At 66.5% G+C, this 16476-nt stretch carries 12 protein-coding genes and 1 other RNA gene; 6 read left to right on the forward strand and 7 right to left on the reverse strand.

All coding sequences use genetic code 11. The features are described from left to right. Both AC5RUH_RS09830 and AC5RUH_RS09835 read left to right on the forward strand, forming a co-directional pair. Positions 1-428 (forward strand): fluoride efflux transporter FluC (locus AC5RUH_RS09830; RefSeq protein ID WP_494128461.1); only part of this gene is annotated, 428 nt, incomplete at its 5' end. A gap of 123 nt (positions 429-551) precedes the next feature. Beyond that, positions 552-1652 (forward strand): carboxylate-amine ligase, encoded by a 1101-nt coding sequence (locus tag AC5RUH_RS09835; protein WP_494101620.1) that lies wholly within the window; start codon positions 552-554, stop codon positions 1650-1652. A 20-nt stretch (positions 1653-1672) separates the two neighbouring features. Here AC5RUH_RS09835 and AC5RUH_RS09840 read toward each other — a convergent pair whose 3' ends face one another. Beyond that, a complete protein-coding gene (locus AC5RUH_RS09840) occupies positions 1673-2431 on the reverse strand; it encodes an AfsR/SARP family transcriptional regulator (RefSeq protein WP_494128462.1) in 759 nt (252 codons plus the stop codon). Positions 2432-2785: 354 nt separating this feature from the next. Here AC5RUH_RS09840 and AC5RUH_RS09845 point away from each other — a divergent pair, with 354 nt between their 5' ends. Together AC5RUH_RS09845 and AC5RUH_RS09850 are read left to right on the forward strand one after the other, a co-directional pair. After that, a complete protein-coding gene (locus tag AC5RUH_RS09845; protein ID WP_494128463.1) occupies positions 2786-6922 on the forward strand; it encodes a Pls/PosA family non-ribosomal peptide synthetase in 4137 nt (1378 codons plus the stop codon). Between the two features lie 89 nt (positions 6923-7011). Next, positions 7012-7383, forward strand: a complete 372-nt coding sequence (locus tag AC5RUH_RS09850) for a hypothetical protein (protein WP_494128464.1) — start codon at positions 7012-7014, stop codon at positions 7381-7383. Between the two features lie 141 nt (positions 7384-7524). On the opposite strand, the gene AC5RUH_RS09855 is transcribed toward AC5RUH_RS09850, so the two are convergent. Further along, positions 7525-8163: a hypothetical protein gene (locus tag AC5RUH_RS09855; RefSeq protein ID WP_494128465.1), complete on the reverse strand. Its 639-nt coding sequence runs from the start codon at positions 8161-8163 to the stop codon at positions 7525-7527. 295 nt (positions 8164-8458) lie between these two features. Here AC5RUH_RS09855 and AC5RUH_RS09860 point away from each other — a divergent pair, with 295 nt between their 5' ends. After that, a complete protein-coding gene (locus tag AC5RUH_RS09860; protein WP_494128466.1) occupies positions 8459-10939 on the forward strand; it encodes a S8 family serine peptidase in 2481 nt (826 codons plus the stop codon). Positions 10940-11066: 127 nt separating this feature from the next. Here the strand turns inward: AC5RUH_RS09860 and AC5RUH_RS09865 are convergent, their stop codons facing one another. The 3 genes from AC5RUH_RS09865 to ssrA form a co-directional block, all read right to left on the reverse strand. Next, complete coding sequence (locus AC5RUH_RS09865) at positions 11067-11417, reverse strand: hypothetical protein (RefSeq protein ID WP_494128467.1); 351 nt, start codon at positions 11415-11417, stop codon at positions 11067-11069. Between the two features lie 205 nt (positions 11418-11622). Next, entirely contained in the window at positions 11623-12426 is an 804-nt protein-coding gene (locus AC5RUH_RS09870; RefSeq protein ID WP_494128468.1) for a tetratricopeptide repeat protein, read from the reverse strand. A gap of 286 nt (positions 12427-12712) precedes the next feature. Beyond that, positions 12713-13082, reverse strand: a transfer-messenger RNA (tmRNA) gene (gene ssrA, locus AC5RUH_RS09875). A gap of 137 nt (positions 13083-13219) precedes the next feature. On the opposite strand from ssrA, the gene AC5RUH_RS09880 reads away from it, so the two are divergent. Continuing rightward, positions 13220-14356, forward strand: a complete 1137-nt coding sequence (locus AC5RUH_RS09880) for a carboxylate-amine ligase (protein WP_494128469.1) — start codon at positions 13220-13222, stop codon at positions 14354-14356. Between the two features lie 104 nt (positions 14357-14460). Here AC5RUH_RS09880 and smpB read toward each other — a convergent pair whose 3' ends face one another. Together smpB and AC5RUH_RS09890 are read right to left on the reverse strand one after the other, a co-directional pair. Next, positions 14461-14934 carry an SsrA-binding protein SmpB gene (gene smpB / locus AC5RUH_RS09885; protein WP_494000180.1) on the reverse strand — a complete coding sequence of 158 codons (474 nt, stop codon included), beginning with the start codon at positions 14932-14934 and terminating at the stop codon, positions 14461-14463. Between the two features lie 137 nt (positions 14935-15071). Beyond that, positions 15072-16451 carry a peptidoglycan DD-metalloendopeptidase family protein gene (locus AC5RUH_RS09890; protein WP_494000181.1) on the reverse strand — a complete coding sequence of 460 codons (1380 nt, stop codon included), beginning with the start codon at positions 16449-16451 and terminating at the stop codon, positions 15072-15074. Between the last annotated feature and the right edge of the window lie 25 nt (positions 16452-16476).

Here is a 16476-nt window from a genome sequence, read left to right on the forward strand (position 1 = left end):
GCCTCGTGACGGCGCTGCTCGTCGGGCTGTTCGGCGCCGCCGGAGCCCTGCTGCGCTTCGCCGCCGACACCTGGCTCGCCCGCCGGCAGGCAGTCCGCCGGCGGCCGGAGCAGCACTGGCCCTGGGCCACCCTGCTGGTCAATGTCACCGGGTCGTTCATCCTCGGGCTCGTCGCCGGCGGCGTGGTGGGCCAGGAGCCGGGCCTGGCGGAAACGTGGCGCCTGGCCGAGCCCTGGCGACTGGCGCTGGCCAGCGGCCTGGCCGGCGGACTGACCACCTTCAGTTCCTTCACCGTCGCCACGGTTAAGCTGTGGGCAGAGCGACGGGCGGGCGCCGCCGCCGTCAATCTCGCGGCGAACCTGCTGCTGGGCACCGCCGCCGCGGCGCTCGGGCTCGCGGCAACTGGCCTGACCGTGCCACTGTCCTGAGCAATCCGTGCCCCTCGCCAGACGGCTGGCCGGCAGGGTTCGGGCGGTCCCGGCCGTGAGCATGACCGCCCGCAGATCGGTTAGGCTCGGCTTGTCTGAGCGTCGGCAGAAGAAAGGTGCCCCATGGCAACTCTGGGAATTGAGGAAGAATACCTGCTGCTGGATCCGGCCACCGGCTTACCCGCCCCGGTGGCGGACAGGGTCGCCGAAAACCTGGAAGGCTCGGTACAAGTAGCCAGGGATGAGATCCAGCGGGAGTTGCTCACTTGCCAGATTGAAACGGCCACCGCGGTCTGCTCCACGCTCACCGAGGCCGAGGAATCGCTGCTCAACTTCCGCCGCGAGCTCGATACCGCCGCCCGCAAGACCGGCGTGCGTGCGGCGGCCACGGGCACGGCCCCGCGGATCCAGGACGACTACCCCGAGGTCACGGACAAGGAGCGCTACCACCAGCTCAAGGCCAGCGCGAAGGGCATCGTGGCCGACCAGTTCGTCAACGGCCAGCACGTGCATGTGTCCGTCCCCGACAAGGAGGCCGGGGTGCAGGCCTTGAACCGGATCAGGCCGTGGCTGCCGGCGGTGGTGGCGCTGGGCGCCAACTCACCGTACTGGCTGGACCGGGACAGCGGGTTCGGCAGCTGGCGGATCGTCCACTACCGCCGCTGGCCCATCCAGGGCTGCGCGCCGGTTTTCCGCGACGCGGCGGACTACGAGCGCCGGATCCAGCGCCTGGTCGACTCCGGCGTGGTCATCGACCGGGGCGTTATTACGTGGCTGGCACGGCTGTCCGACCGCTACCCCACCCTTGAAGTCCGTGCCGCCGACGTGCAGCTCGAGGCCCAGGACTCCGTGCTGATCGCGGCGGTTGTCCGGGGACTGATCTCCACGGTGCTGACCGATGAGGCTTCCTCCCGGTCCTTCCTGCAACCCGAGCCGGAGCTTCTGGACGCCGCCGTCTGGCAGGCCGGACGGCAGGGCCTGTCCGACCGGCTGGTGGATCCTGAGTCCGGCGTGCTGCTGCCGGCACGGGATGTGGTGGGCATGCTGCTGCGCTACATCCGGCCCGCACTCGAGGCAGAGGGCGACTCGGCGTGGGTGGATGCCAGCATCGAGCGGCTCTTCGCCACGGGCACCGGCGCCGACCGGCAGCGCAGGGCCATGGAATCCGGCGGGCTGCCGGCGCTGATGGATCTGTACGCCTCGTCCCTGACCGCGGAGCCATAGCCCGCGGCGCACTGGTCCTTTTAGGCGGGCGGCCGGCTGCCCGGCCCCGATCTGCCGTCCGCCGCAGCCGGCGGCGCGAGCAGGGGTGCGATGAGGTTCATGATCTTGGCCGAAGGCTCCACCCCATAATCCTTCCGCAGCCGGGAACTGAAGGCCTCGAACGCCCGCAGCGCCTGCGCATAATTGCCCTCGGCGATCTGCGCCTGGAGCAACAGCCGCTGCGCGCTTTCGCGCAGCGGCTCAATGGCGACGGCGATTCCCGCTGCGTCCGTCGCCCGGTCGATCTCACCGCGCTCCAGATACTGGCCGGCGAGGCGTTCCAGGGCCTTCAGCCTCAGCTGCCTCCACCGCTCCTGCTCGGCCATGACCCAATCCTCATACCACCCGGGCAGCAGTTCGGCCGTGCGCAGCAGGTCGAGCAGGGCCGGCCGCTGGCCAACCCCGCGGTCCCCGTCGAGGGCGGCCAGCCGCCGGCGGACTTCGTGAACGTCCACCGTGACGTCCGGAGCGAGTGCCAGCGGATCCCTGCTCTCCTCCAGCAGTCCCGGCAACTGGTGGGAAATCATCCAGATCGCCTCCCGCAGGCTACCCGCCGCCTGCCTCTCCGAACTGTCCGGCCACAGCAGGCCGGCCAGGAACGCGCGTGGCTCGCTGCCGTGAAGGGCCAGGGCTGCAATCAGGCGCTGCTGCCGGATGGTGACCCTGACGGGAAGTGTTCCCTGGCGAATCTGCCATCCCCCCAGGAGTTGGACCTCCCACGGGCGTTCTGTTGCATTCATTTCCGTGCCCTCCCCCAAGGGCATCAAGTAGCCCCCAAGCAACTGCCCCGCTTCTCCCCGATTACAGCTTCCCACCGTGTGCAACGTTGTCAATGCGGCCCTCGTCGGCGGCAGTCGGCCCGGTAACGCCGCCGTAACACCGGACGTCGTCCAATGTCGTCTAGGGGCCCGTCGTCGCACATGGCTAGACCGTCGCACATGGCTCGACGCACTGCCCGGCACGTCGTCGACTCCCGAGGCTAGGAGGACTGCCATGGCGGCACATGCGCACTTCCCCACGCCCGCCCAAGAGACGCACGCCGCCTGCGGCTTCCTGGTACAGGCGGTCCGGCAACCGGGACAGCGGGGAGCGGCATGAGCGCTCCGGCAGGGCGCAGCGCCCGGCGCCGCCTGACCGAGACAAGCCACCGGCCGAAATCTTCCAGCCGTGCCGAGGCTGCCAGCACCATCCTCACCGGCGCCCCCGGCAACGGAAGGGTACGTTGGCACGATGGGGACAGGCTGGAACGGCTCTTCGAAGACCGCTGCGACGAACTGCGGCGCGACGGCGAGGGGGGACGGCTCGCCGTCGACGGCGTTGGGTCGTCGCTGACCTACGATCAGCTCGACGCCCGGGCGAACCAGCTTGCGCGGTACCTGATCTCGCGCGGCACGCGGGCGGGCGACCGGATCGCGCTGCTCTTTGACCAGCCCACCCGGTCCTACACGGCCATTCTGGCGGTCTTGAAGGCCGGTGCCGCATATGTCCCGCTGGACGCCGGATACCCCTCCGACCGTCTGGCCTACATTGTTCAGGATGCCGGCGTGAGGCTTGTCCTGTCGCTGTCCCACCTTCGTGACCGGATGCCCCAAACGGGTGCGACCATCCTCTGCCTCGACGAGGAGGACCCGCTGGTGGCCGCGCAGGATTCCTCGCGGCTGCCCCGGGGAGAACAGGCGGGGCCACCGGGCGACCTGGCCTACATCATCTACACCTCCGGCTCGACGGGCCGCCCCAAGGGTGTGGCCATCGACCATCCCAGCATCTGCAACTTCGTGCTCGTGGCAGCCGAAGTCTACGGTTACCAGCCGACGGACCGCGTCTACCAAGGGATGACGATCGCCTTCGACTTTTCGGTGGAGGAGATCTGGGTCCCGTGGATGGTCGGCGCAACCCTGGTGCCCAAGCCCGGCGGCGTCAGCCTGCTTGGCATGGAACTGGGCCAGTTCCTGCGGGACCAGCGGGTGAGCGCCATGTGCTGCGTTCCAACGCTGCTGGCCACCCTCGACGAGGACCTGCCCGACCTGCGGTTCCTACTGGTCTCCGGCGAGGCCTGCCCGCGTGACCTCATTACCCGATGGCACCGGCCGGGCCGCAGGTTCCTGAACGTCTACGGCCCAACGGAAGCAACCGTCACTGCGACCTGGGACGCGGTCCATCCGGACAAACCGGTGACCCTGGGCACTCCCCTGCCCACGTACTCGGTGGTGGTCCTCGATCCGGATGAACCGCGAGCGCTGCCACCGGGGGAACTGGGCGAAATCGGGATCGCCGGGATCGGGCTGGCCCGCGGATACATCAACCGTGACGATCTGACCGAGCGGGCCTTTATCCACGACTTCCTTGGCATCGATAACAATCCCTCAGGCCGGATCTACCGCTCGGGCGACCTGGGGCGGTTCACCGAGGGTGGAACCATCGAGTACCACGGCCGGATCGATACGCAGGTCAAAGTCCGTGGTTACCGCATCGAACTTACTGAAATCGAGTCCGTCCTGCTGCAGGTGCCCGGCATCGCCCAGGCGGTAGTGAGCACCTACGAGCCATCCCCCGGACTCGTGGAGCTGGTCGCCTACTACACACTGCGCCAGGACACCGCGGCGGTCGACGAGGCCGGCATCGCCGAAAAACTGAGCGAGACCCTGCCCGGCTACATGGTTCCGGCCTACCTCGAGCGCTGCACCGAAATCCCCGTCATGCCCAGCGGCAAGGCCGACCGGAAGAAGCTGCCGCAGCCCGGCAAACCCCGGCTCACCGGCGGCACTCACGAGTACAGCGCACCGGCAACGGAGGCGGAGGAGATACTGGCCGGTTGCCTCGCGGGGGTCCTGGGCGTGGAGAAAGTCTCCGCCACGGCACACTTTTTCAACGATCTCGGCGCCAATTCGCTGCTCATGGCCGGTTTTTCGGCCGCCGTCCGGCGCCGGGCTGCGCTGCCGCCGGTGGCCATGCAGGACATCTACCAGCATCCGACTGTCCGCCGGCTCGCCGTCGTCCTCTCGGCAGCCCAGGCCGCGGCCGAGCCGTCGGGAACCCCTGCGGGCGAGACGGAGCCGGCCCTGCGGCCTGCGCCCAGCGCGCTCCGGCATATCTTGTGCGGCGTCGCGCAGTTGATGTTCTTCCTGGGCTACACCACCTACGCTGCCTCTTTGCTCGTCATGTCGTTCGTTTGGGTTTCCGATGGAACCGGCTTGATCGACATGTGGCTGCGATCCGTCGGATTCGGCGCCGCGATGTTCCTGATACTGTCCGTCACCCCTATTGTCCTGAAATGGGTTCTGGTCGGCCGCTGGAAGCGTCAGGACATCCCCCTGTGGAGCTGGGCCTACATCCGGTTCTGGGTCGTCAAGACGCTCAATCGGAGCAATCCCCTCGTTCTGTTCGTCGGCTCGCCCCTTTTCGTTCTCTACCTCCGGGCGCTCGGGGCAAAAATCGGCAAGGGCGTTGCCATTTTCTCGCGCATGGTGCCGGTATGCACCGACCTGGTCAGCATCGGCGACGGCACGGTCATTCACAAAAATTCATTCTTCCTCGCCTACCGCGCCCGCAGCGGCGTCATCGAAACGGGCACGGTAACGCTTGGCCGCGATGTCCTGGTGTCGCAAAAGACGACGCTGGACATCGACACGGCCATGGGCGACGGCGCTCAGCTGGGCTATGCGTCCTCGCTGCAGACGGGCCAGGCGGTACCGGACGGTCAGCGCTGGCACGGCTCCCCCGCGGTCCCTACGGCAACGAACTACCTCAGGGTTCCGCCGGTACGCTGCAGCACCCGCCGCAGGGTCATTTTCACCCTGCTGCAGCTTTTCAACCGGCTGGTCCTGGTCGCGCCGGTCGGACTCATCGGCCTGTCAGCGCTGCTGCCGCCCTATCTCGACAGCGAACACCTGAAAATGGACAATCCGTTCTTCTACCTCGACACCCTGCTCATCACCCTGACCCTGTTCCTTGCCTCCTTCTTCGGCGGCCTCATCGCGGTCCTGACCATCCCCCGGCTCCTGAACCTCGCTCTCAAGCCGGACAAGGTCTACCCGCTGTACGGCGTGCATTTCACGCTCCAGCGGATGGTTGCCGGGCTGACGAACGTCAAGCTGTACAAGGATGTTTTCGGCGACAGCTCGTACATCGTGCATTACCTGAAGGCACTGGGCTACAACCTCGGCAAGAAGGTGGAGCAGACAGGGTCGAACTTCGGCCCCGAGGTGTCACACGATTCGCCCTACCTGAATACCATCGGATACGGGACCATGGTCTCCGACGGCCTGAACATGATGAACGCCGATTACTCGAGCACCTCGTTCCGGCTGTCCCGTGTCAGGATCGCGGGCCGCAACTTTCTGGGAAACGACCTCACCTTCCCGCTCGAGGCACGGGTTGGCGAGAACGTCTTGCTGGCAACCAAGGTCATGATCCCGGTCGACGGCCCGATCCGGGAAAATACCGGCTTGCTGGGATCCCCTCCGTTCGAGATTCCGCGCTCCGTTCAGCGGGACGGCCGGTTCGATGAGCTAAAGATCGAAGAGGCGAAGAACAGGCGGCTGCCGGCCAAAAACCGCCACAATATCGCGTCCATGGGAATCTTCCTCGGTGTGCGCTGGTTCCTGTTTTTCTCCGGGACGCTCATCGCCGCAGCCTCCGTAACAATCTACGATGAATTCGGCGCGTTGGCGGTTGCCGTAGGAACGTTGGGCTTCGTCATTTACCTGGTCCTGCTGTCCGTCCTCGTCGAGCGCCTGGTGATGGGCTTCCGCAGGTTGAAGCCGCAGTACTGCTCGATCTACGACCCGTACTTCTGGCACCATGAACGTCTGTGGAAGATGCTCGCCACTCCACCCTTCAACGGCACGCCCTTCAAATCACTCGTCTGGAGGATGCTCGGCGTCAGGGTGGGCAAGCGTCTCTACGACGCCGGCTGCAACATCCCCGAGAAAACACTTGTCTCAATCGGCGACGACTGCGCCCTGAACGAAGGCACGGCCCTTCAAGGCCACTCAATGGAAGACGGTACATTCAAGTCGGACTACATCGCGGTGGGAAACCGGTGTTCCTTTGGCGTCGAGTCCTTCGTCAATTACGGCGCCGTGGTGGGCGACGGCGTCTCACTCGAGGCCGACTCGTTGCTCATGAAGGGAGAAGACGTGCCGGAGAACGCCATCTATGCCGGCAACCCGGCCCGCGACACGACGGACACCGCCAGACCCAGGCGGTTGACCGGCGCGGCGCAAGGTTGATGAAGTAAACGGGCGCGGAGCAGTGCGCCCGGCGCAGGCGCACTGCACGAAGTTGCTGCAACTGGACTCCCGGTCCATGGTGGTAGGTGATGATTACCAGACGCGAAGCAGCCCAGTTCCTCGATATCCCACCGGAGATGGCGAAACGCCACGGGATCCCCTCCCGCATCTCCGAGGAGGAACTCGCCTCGATGGACGCGGACCCACCGGCCTGGCTGGCCCAGTCGCGTGCCAATCGCACGGGCAAGAGGCCTGTCTGGACACCGCTGCGGTGCTTCATGTGCGGCTTTACCGAGTCTGCCCGGCCCAAGAAATGGTGGCCCGAATTCACCTATGTTTACTGTCGGCACCATGATCCCGCGGAGCTGCCCGAGCTGCCCGCGGGATGGGTCCGCAGCGAGTATGACGGCATCGGCACCAGGTTCACCGGAATCGTCGACGTGGCGCTTCCCGGAGACTGACCCCTGGCGGCGGGCGCTGCTGGGCGAGAGGTTTAGAAGAAAGCCGAATCGCCGCCGGTCCCTGCGCCGGACTCGGCCGGCTCCACGCAGAGGGGCGGCCTCCCCGCAGGGAGGCCGCCCCCGATGGCGGAGCCGGCTGGATTACTCGACCTCGCCGACGCCCTCCTCGGCGGCCTTGGCCGTCTTCCACACGGCCTTTCCTTCGGCCTTGGCTGTCTTCCAGTCGGCCTTTCCTTCAGCCTTGACGGCCTTCCAGTCTGCGCTTCCCTCCGCCTTCGCGGATTTCCACGCGGCATCAGCCTCGGCCTTCGCCGATTTCCACGCGGCGTCCGTTTCGGCCTTCACGGCCTGCCAGGCGTGGGTCGGCTCCTCAACCGGAGCCGGGGCCGGCTCTTCCACGACCGGCTCCTCAATGGGGGCCGGTGCAGGCTCTTCCTCCACCGGAGCCGGTTCCTCGACCGGAACCTCCTCTACCGGCTCTTCCCCGGGGACGGGCTCAACGGGCTCTTCACCCTCGTCCGGGGTTGGGGCTTCGTCCTCGACCGGTGCCGGGGCAGCCGGCTCCTCAGCGGGGGTTTCCTCCGCGGGACCGTCCTCGACGACCGGTTCAGCTTCCTCGACCGGGGCCGGCACGATGGTTACGTCCTCGGCCGTGATGGCCACGAACGAATCCTGCGTTTCGTGAGCAGAAGCGGCTCCTGCGCCTCCGGCAGTCACCACGCCTGCGACGAAGACTCCAGCGGCCAGCTGCCGTGCCTTGGTTTTAGCAAACGATGACATGTGTTGCTCCAATCGTTGGGGATGTTGCAACTTAACCGTTACATCCGGCGGCGAGGGGCTTGCAAGCGGAAGCGGTGAATAGCCGCCGATTGGCCTTAAGACCAGCGTGAGGTCTTTACAGGCCGGCGGGAGTCCGTCACACTCCGCCACGGCCGGGTGGTGACCGGTTCGAGCTTTGTCAGGGGCTGTACCGTACCACGGGGGATAATCGTTACACTGAACCGCGTGGGCGCAACGTCGCATCCCGTCCGTCCTGCACCAACTTCCCGGGACCCCGCCCGCAAGGATGACACCCATGCCTTCGCCCCTGCCCCGCCGCTTCCTCGCCGGACTGGCCTCGTTCACCGCCGCCGCTGTCCTCGGCGGAACGCTCGCCGTCGTTCCGGCTTCGGCCACCGCTGAGTCTGACCCGCCCCTCGCGCCGAGCAAATACCTCAGCGCCCGGGACGTGCCGACCGACCGGTTCATCGTGAAGTTCACGGACAAGGCCGGAGGCAGCTCCGCAGGTAGGGGGAAAGCCTACGGGCGTACCGCCAAGAAGCTGGGCGTCAGCGTGAAGGAACTGCGCGGCACCGCCACCGGGGCCCGGGTAATCACCACTGGCAAGCCCCTCGCCGACTCCGAGGCCAGGGAACTGATCGCCGGACTCGAGGCTGACCCGGGCGTTGAATTCGCCGAACCCGATCAGCGCATGCAGCCAGCGGCGGCCCCGAACGACGAGCACTACGGCCTGCAGTGGGACCTTTTCGAGGACAAGGCCGGGATGCGCGTGCCGGGAGCCTGGGACGTCAGCCGCGGCGACGGCGTCACGGTCGCCGTCGTCGACACGGGCATTACCGATCACAGCGACCTTAACGCGAACGAGCTGCCCGGCTACGACATGATCTCTCACCCGGCCATTGCCCGGGACGGCGACGGCCGGGACGCCGACCCCCGGGATGAAGGCGACTGGTACGACGTCGGTGATTGCGGGTACGACGACTCCTCCTATTCCTCCTGGCACGGCACGCACGTTGCCGGCACCATTGCCGCCGTCTCGGGCAACGGGCAAGGAGTCGCAGGCGTCGCCCCCGGCGCGAAGATCCTTCCCGTCCGCGCACTCGGAGCGTGCGGCGGTTACATGTCCGACATCGCCGACGCCGTGATCTGGTCGGCAGGAGGCGAAGTCCCAAACGTCCCGCTCAATTCAAACCGGGCCCGTGTCATCAACCTGTCGCTCGGCGGCTCCGGGGTGTGTTCCGCCACCTTCCAGTCAGCGGTGAACATCGCCGTGAACGCCGGCTCCGCCGTCGTGGTGGCGGCCGGCAATGAGAACCAGGATGCCTCCCTGTCCACCCCGGCGAACTGCAAGAACGTCATCACGGTGGCGGCCAGCGGACGCGAAGGCAACCGCGCCCCGTATTCGAACTTCGGAGCCATGGTCGACGTAACCGCCCCCGGCGGCGACGGGAGCACCGGCGCGGGCAACGGCATCGTCTCCACATACAACCAGGGCACGACCACCCCGGGCGCCGAGGGCTACTCCTACCTCCAGGGCACGTCGATGGCCGCACCGCACGTCGCCGGCCTGGCCGCCTTGATCCTTGCTGCACGTCCGAATTGGACGCCGGCCCGGCTGGAAAACCACCTCAAACTCAAGTCCCGTCCCCTTCCGGACACCTGCCCCGAAGGCTGCGGAACCGGGTTGGCCGACGCCACCTCGTCCCTGGACTTCAGCCTCGTCCCGGTTATCACTGGGGAACCCCTGGTCGGTCGCCGGCTGGGCGCGGACACCCGCGGCTGGCCCGAGGGAACGGTGGAGAGCTACCAGTGGAACCGCAACGACCAGCCCATCAGCGGCGCCACCTTCGATACGTACACCCCCGTACCGGCCGATTTGGGGTCCGCGCTGAGTGTGACCGTGACGGGCAGCAGGTCACAGGAGGGCTATGCCGTCCGCAGCAACACCTCCGAGCCGACGCCCAAGATCGCTCCGGGCTTGCTGGCCAGTTCCACGCCGACGATCAGCGGAACCCACAAGGTCGGCTACACGTTGACCGCCGGCGCCGGGGCCTGGACCTCGGGCACCACGCTGAAGTATCGGTGGTACCGCGGAACCACGGCGATCTCTGGGGCGACGGGCCGCACCTATGTGCTCACCGGCTCCGACGCCGGCAAGCAGATCTCCGTCCGGGTGACCGGATCCAAGAGCGGCTACACCAGCCTGACCCGTCACTCGGCCAAGACGTCCGTGATTGCCAAGGGCACCCTGCGCACCTCCGCACCGGTCATCAAGGGCACGCTGCGGCCCGGCTACACGCTGACCGCGTACCCAGGTACCTGGACCTCGGGCACCACGCTGAAGTACCAGTGGTACCGCGGCACCACGGCGATCTCACGGGCGACGGGCCGCACCTACGTGCTCACCGGCTCCGACGCCGGCAAGCAGATCTCCGTCCGGGTGACCGGATCCAAGAGCGGCTACACCGGCCTGAACCGGTACTCGGCCAAGACGTCTGCGATTGCCAAGGGCACCCTGCGCACGTCCGCACCGGTCATCAAGGGCACGCTGCGGACGGGCTACACGCTGACCGCGTATCCGGGCACCTGGACGGCGGGCACCACCCTGAAGTACCAGTGGTACCGCTCCGGCACGGCCATCCGCGGCGCCACCGGCAAGACCTACCGGTTGACCGCCACGGACCGCTTCGACACGATCAGGGTGCGGGTCACCGGGTCCAAGACCGGGTATGATACGGCGAACAGATACTCGCTCTCCACCGCGCGCCTTCGATAGCGCCGGCCGGCCCAGACCAGGAAGCATGTCCGGCCACCTGGGTGCGGCGGGCGGGGCGGAAGATCCCCCGCCGGACCGGCTCATACCATGTTGAGCTCACGTAGGCTGCACTCAGGCTGGCTTCGCCTCAGCTTGCTTTTGGCGGGGCCTGAGCGGCGACGATCTCGGCGATCGCGTACTCGCAAACACCCGCCGCTTCCCCCACCTCCTCTTCGGACAAGCCTGAGGAGAGGGCAGCGATGATCTGCTCGTCGCTGGCCGCCTTTGCCTGGTCCAAAGCCCATTCGGCTGCTTCCACTTCGCCGGATCTGCACAGGACGGCGGCCAGCATGCTCCTCTGCGCGGGCGACTTGCCGGTGGGCAGGCCGGGTACCTCAAGGCCTTCAAGATGCGGGTTCGTGCCTTGCCCCAAGTACACGGCCGAATCGAGGCTCGCGATGGAAAGGGCATGGGGGTGGGTTTTGATGTGCGACTCCATGAGAGCCACCTTTCAGAGAATGAAACCAGGCTCCCGGTGGCTCGAAAGAGGGCTTCACAGCAGGCAAAACCAGTTGGCCGCCTGTTTCGACCGTACGCGTGGCTGCCCTCGATGACAACAGGCGGGCTGTCGGCGAACCCCTCGCAAGCAAGGCCTCTTGAACATCATCTTGTCAGTTCGGTGTCTTCCTCGGAGGTTGCGCCCCTTATCTCCTCCGCGCGGCTCTTTTCGGCCTGACTTGGCGGTGGGCTCGGCGAATGTCGCGTAGGGTTTGGGCTGATAGTTGGTCGCCTTGGCCCGCGGCCTGCTTGAGAAGCGCTCTACCCTCCTTAGCTTGCCCCGATTCCCAGAGCGCCAAGCCCAGGTTATGCAGTGCGTTCGGTTCGCCTTCAGAGAGGCTGCGCCGCAGAAGTTCGATTTCTTTGTCGCTTCTGCCTGCCTTGGAATAGAGATCCGCTAGAGGGATCAGGACATCAGCCACACCGGTGTCGAGGTGTCTTTCGAGGAGCTGAATCGATGTGTCGAGGTCCAACTGATCCGTTGTGGTGACCAGTTCTACGGCCGCCTCTGCGCTGAGTTCGCTGCCTTTTCGCAGGATTTCAACCGCGGAGCCCTCATCCCCAACGGCTCGGTATGCTCTGGCCAGCCGGAGTGGGACTAAAGGGTTCTCACCGGCGTCGCTAAGCCATCTGATCGCCTCGGCCGGTTTTCCAAGGTTCAGGTAGGCCTGCCCCAGGGCTAACGCCGCCTGTGGGTCTCCTGCCCTATGTGCCGTCTCGTATTGCTCCAAGGCTTGCATGGTCCGATGCTGCCCTTCGAGGAAGGTCCCGTAGTTGAGATGTGCTTCCGTAACGCCGTGCTCAATCGCTAGTCGATACAGGGCTTCGACCGCTTCAGACGCGGGTATCTGCTGCAGGTCATTCGCGGCGTTGAAGAGACCGTCGGCGTCGCCTGAAAGGATTAGTTCGGCCGATGCGCGAAAGTCGACCGGCTCGCTCTGCTCATTCATGATCACTCGTCTTGTTCCTGCCGCTCGAAGGCCTCGAATTCATCACGATCCTAAAGCCGTCCGGGCGACCAGGGGTGACCAAAGCTGCGTGGCTCGCCGTCATACTTTCCAGTGATGGTTTCCCAATGAGTCGGGACACCGTTTACCTGCTCCGGGTGCCAGCATGAGCCATGTCGAAGATCCGGACCGGAACCACCAACCCAGACAAAAGAAAACACCCCGGTCCGAAGACCGGGGTGTAAGCGATGACCCGACTCATCCGTAAAGGATGTCCCGACTCATCACATAGTGGAGATGGGGGGAATTGAACCCCCGTCCGATGTTGTGTTGCCAGGACTTCTCCGGGCGCAGTTTGCTTCGGGTTTTCTTGGCCCCAACCATCCCGCAAACAGGTGGTTGACCCGGGCCCAGCCGTCTAAATGTCCCGAATACCCCAACGGCGAAGGTATTCAGCAGTGGCCCTCTTAATGACGCCAGCATCCGGGGCGAGAGCGACCCCGGGCTGACGGACTTGCAATGCTACTTAGGCAGCGAGAGCGAAGTCAGTGCGCTTAGATTCGGCACTTATTGGTTTGCAGAGAGCGTTTCCGAGATAACTCTGCATCCTCGGCCCGCTTCCCCTGGCGCGACTAACATCGTCGAAACCTGTCATCCCCGTATGTAGTTATCAAAATAACCATTGCTGCCGGGCAGTTACCTGTCCCGGACCATCCAGTGTAACCCATGTTTGCGCCCGTCTATTCCCGCCGACCCGGCATAGCCAGCGTGCGGTCGCGGGACTTACGCTCGAACCATGGTTGTGGGCCGGCCCCCAGGCACGCCGCCGCCGGCGTCCACCCCGGCAACGTTCGGCATCGAAGAAGAATTCCTGTTGATGGACCCGCGCACCGGCTTGCCGGTGATGACCGGCCCGGCGGTGCGGGCCGCCCTGCGCCTGGGAACCACCCCGGAATGGGTCAGCTACGAGTTGCTCGACTGCCAGGTTGAAACCTCAACCCCGGTTTGCCGCCAGCTGTCCGAAGCTGCGGACGCCCTGCTGGACTTCCGTCACGAGCTGGCCCTCAGCGCCGCCGCAACGGGCGCGGCCGCGGCCGGCATCGGCGTGATTTTCGACGCCGACCTGCGCCCGGCATCCGTGACCGACAACCCCAGGTACCGCAGCATCGCCGAGCGTGCGCCGGCCCTGATCGCCGACCAGTACGTGACGGGCATGCACATCCACATTGAAGTGGCAGATCCGGAGGTGCGGCTGCAGGTCCTTAACCGGCTGCGCCCCTGGCTCCCGCTGCTCACGGCGGTAGCAGCCAACTCACCGTACTGGCGGCACGCGGACAGCGGCTTCGCCAGCTGGCGCACCATCATGTATCGCCGCTGGCAGGTCCAGGGCTGTCCGCCGTTCTTCGCGGACCTGCACGACTACGGCGTCCGCGTGCGACAGTTGTACGCCTCCGGGGTGGTCCCGGATCCCGGGCACCTCTCCTGGCTGGCCAGGCTGGCCGACCACTACCCCACTATCGAGGTCCGGGCCGCCGACAGCCAGCTCACCGCGGCCGACAGCGTGCTGCTGGCCGGGCTGGTCCGCGCGTTGGTCGCCACCGAGCAGGCCGCCGTCCTCGCGGAGCGCCCGGTCACCAACTTCCATCCGGAACACCTGGACGTGGCGCTCTGGCAGGCGGCCCGGTTCGGGTTGTCGGAGAAACTGGTGCATCTGGACTCGGCCACCCTCTGGCCCGCGCACGATGTCCTCGAACTCTTGCTGCGACATATCGATGAGGCGTTGGAGCAGCACGGGGACGGCGGCTGGGTCCGCGAGCAGGCCGCACGGCTGCGGCTGGAGGGCAACGGTGCGCAGCGCCAGCGGAAGGCGCTGGCCCGCGGCGGCCTACCCGGGTGGCTGGACTTGGTGCGTCGGTCCCTGACGGCGGGCTGATGCCACATAGGGCTCTCCGGCCAGCGGCATGGCGGGGCGGCAGCGGAAGGAACAGGGGCGGCTCCCGCCCGCGGCATGGCGGGCGGCAGCGGTGAAGCAGCTGCTCAGGCCCCGCGGTTCTTTTCCCGCATGGCGCGCAGGGCCTCGCGGTTGTCCTGCTTCTCGCGCAGCGTCTGGCGCTTGTCGTAGTCCTTTTTGCCGCGGCCCACGCCGATCTCCACCTTGGCCAGGCCGTCGTTGAAGTACAGCTGCAGCGGAACAATCGTGTAGCCCGACTCCCTGGTCTGGCGGGAAATCTTTTCCAGCTCGGCCCGGTGCAGCAAGAGCTTCCGCCGGCGCCGGGCGGCATGGTTGGTCCAGCTGCCGTTGAGGTATTCCGGGATGTAGACGGATTCCAGGTACAGCTCATCGTTGTAGAAGATGGCGAAGCCGTCCACCAGCGAAGCGCGGCCCTCGCGCAGAGACTTCACCTCGGTCCCCATCAAGACCATGCCGGCCTCGTAGGTGTCCATGATGTGGTAGTCGTGCCGGGCCTTTCGATTGGTGGCCACTACCTTTCGGCCACTTTCTCTGGGCACGGGATACTCCTTCGTCGTCGGAACGTTCCATTATAGCGGCGCCACGGCAGGAGCGCCGCCGCGGTGTTACCGCCGGATTAGCCGCAGCGGCGTCACGGCCGGATAAGCCGCAGCGCGCCGGGTGCCGCCGGCGAAACCTAGAGCAGGTTCATCGGATTGACGAAGCTGCCGTTGACGATGGTTTCGAAGTGCAGGTGGCAGCCGGTGGAGTTGCCGGTGCTGCCCACATAGCCGATCAGCTGGCCGCGGCCGACGCTCTGGCCGGCGTACACCACGTAGCGGGTCATGTGGTAGAAGTTGGTGTCCAGCGCGTTGCCGCCGACCACGCCGTGGCTCATCGTCACGCTGTTGCCGCCGCCCCAGACCGTGCTGTCCGCGCGCGCCACGGTGCCCGCCGCCGGCGCGTAGATCGGCGTGCCGCAGGCGGAACCGTAGTCGATCCCGCTGTGCATGTAGCCGCCGGTGCCGTAGAAGTCCATGGTGCCCGCCGGAGTGGGCCGCCAGCCGTAGCCGGACGTGATGGGCCCGTTCACCGGGTTGATCAAGCCAAAGGACGACGGCGCCTGGCTGGCCGGCGGGGGCGGCGGCACCCTCGGGACCAGCTGCGGCACCGGCTGGCCGCTGTTGCGCGCCGCCTGCTGTGCCGCCTTGATCCGGGCCTGTTCCCGCTCCCAGGCTTCCTGGGCCTTGCGCCGCTCCTCGGCCTCGCGCCGGGCCTTCTCCGCCGCCTCGCGGCGGAGCCGTTCCTGCCGTTCCTTGATCTGCGAGAGCACCTGGTTCTGGGCCTGCTCGGTCTTGGCCAGCTCCTGCTCGATCTGCGGCTTCTTGGCCTGCAGGCTGTCCGACAGCGCCGAGGTCTCGGCGATCAGCTGGTCGACCTTCTGCTTTTCGGCGGCCGCCTCGTCGCGGGCGACCTGTTCGGCCGCCAGTGCCTCCTCGGCCTGCGCCTTCAGGTCCCGGATTTCCTCCTCCACGGCCTCCAGCCGCGCCCGGGAGTTCACATTCGTGGCGTTCTGCTGGGCCAGCTTGTCCAGTGCCGCGTTTTGGCTGCGCAGCGCCTGGTCGGCCAGGTCGATGGTGCTGGCTAGGTTGGCGTCGCCGTCGGAACCGAAGAACAGCGACAGGTTGGACGGCACCCCGCCCTGCTTGTAGGCCTGGGTGGCAATCTGGCCGATGACCTTCTTGGTTTCCTCCAGCTCCTCGGCATCGCTGGCCAGTTGCTGGTTGATCTTGTCCTTGGTCTGCAGCGCCAGGTCCACGCGCTGCGCCAGTGCGGCCACCTTGTTGGCGGCGGCGTCCACCCGGCCCTCGGCCTCGGAGAGCTTTTGCTGCGCCGCCGGCAGCCGGCTCTGGTGCTGCTTCAGCTCCTTGACCGCCTCGACGATGTCGGCGTTGAGGAACTCCAGCGACGATTCGATCTGCTGGATTTCCTGGTCGAGGGCGGCCTTGCGGTCGTCGAGGTCGTCTGCCTGGGCGGGGCCGGCGGAGCCCAGCGAGAACGCGAGCAGGGCGGCCATGGCGGCACTCAAAATCCCTTGCGGA

The organism is Arthrobacter sp. Y3223166, assembly GCF_059090935.1.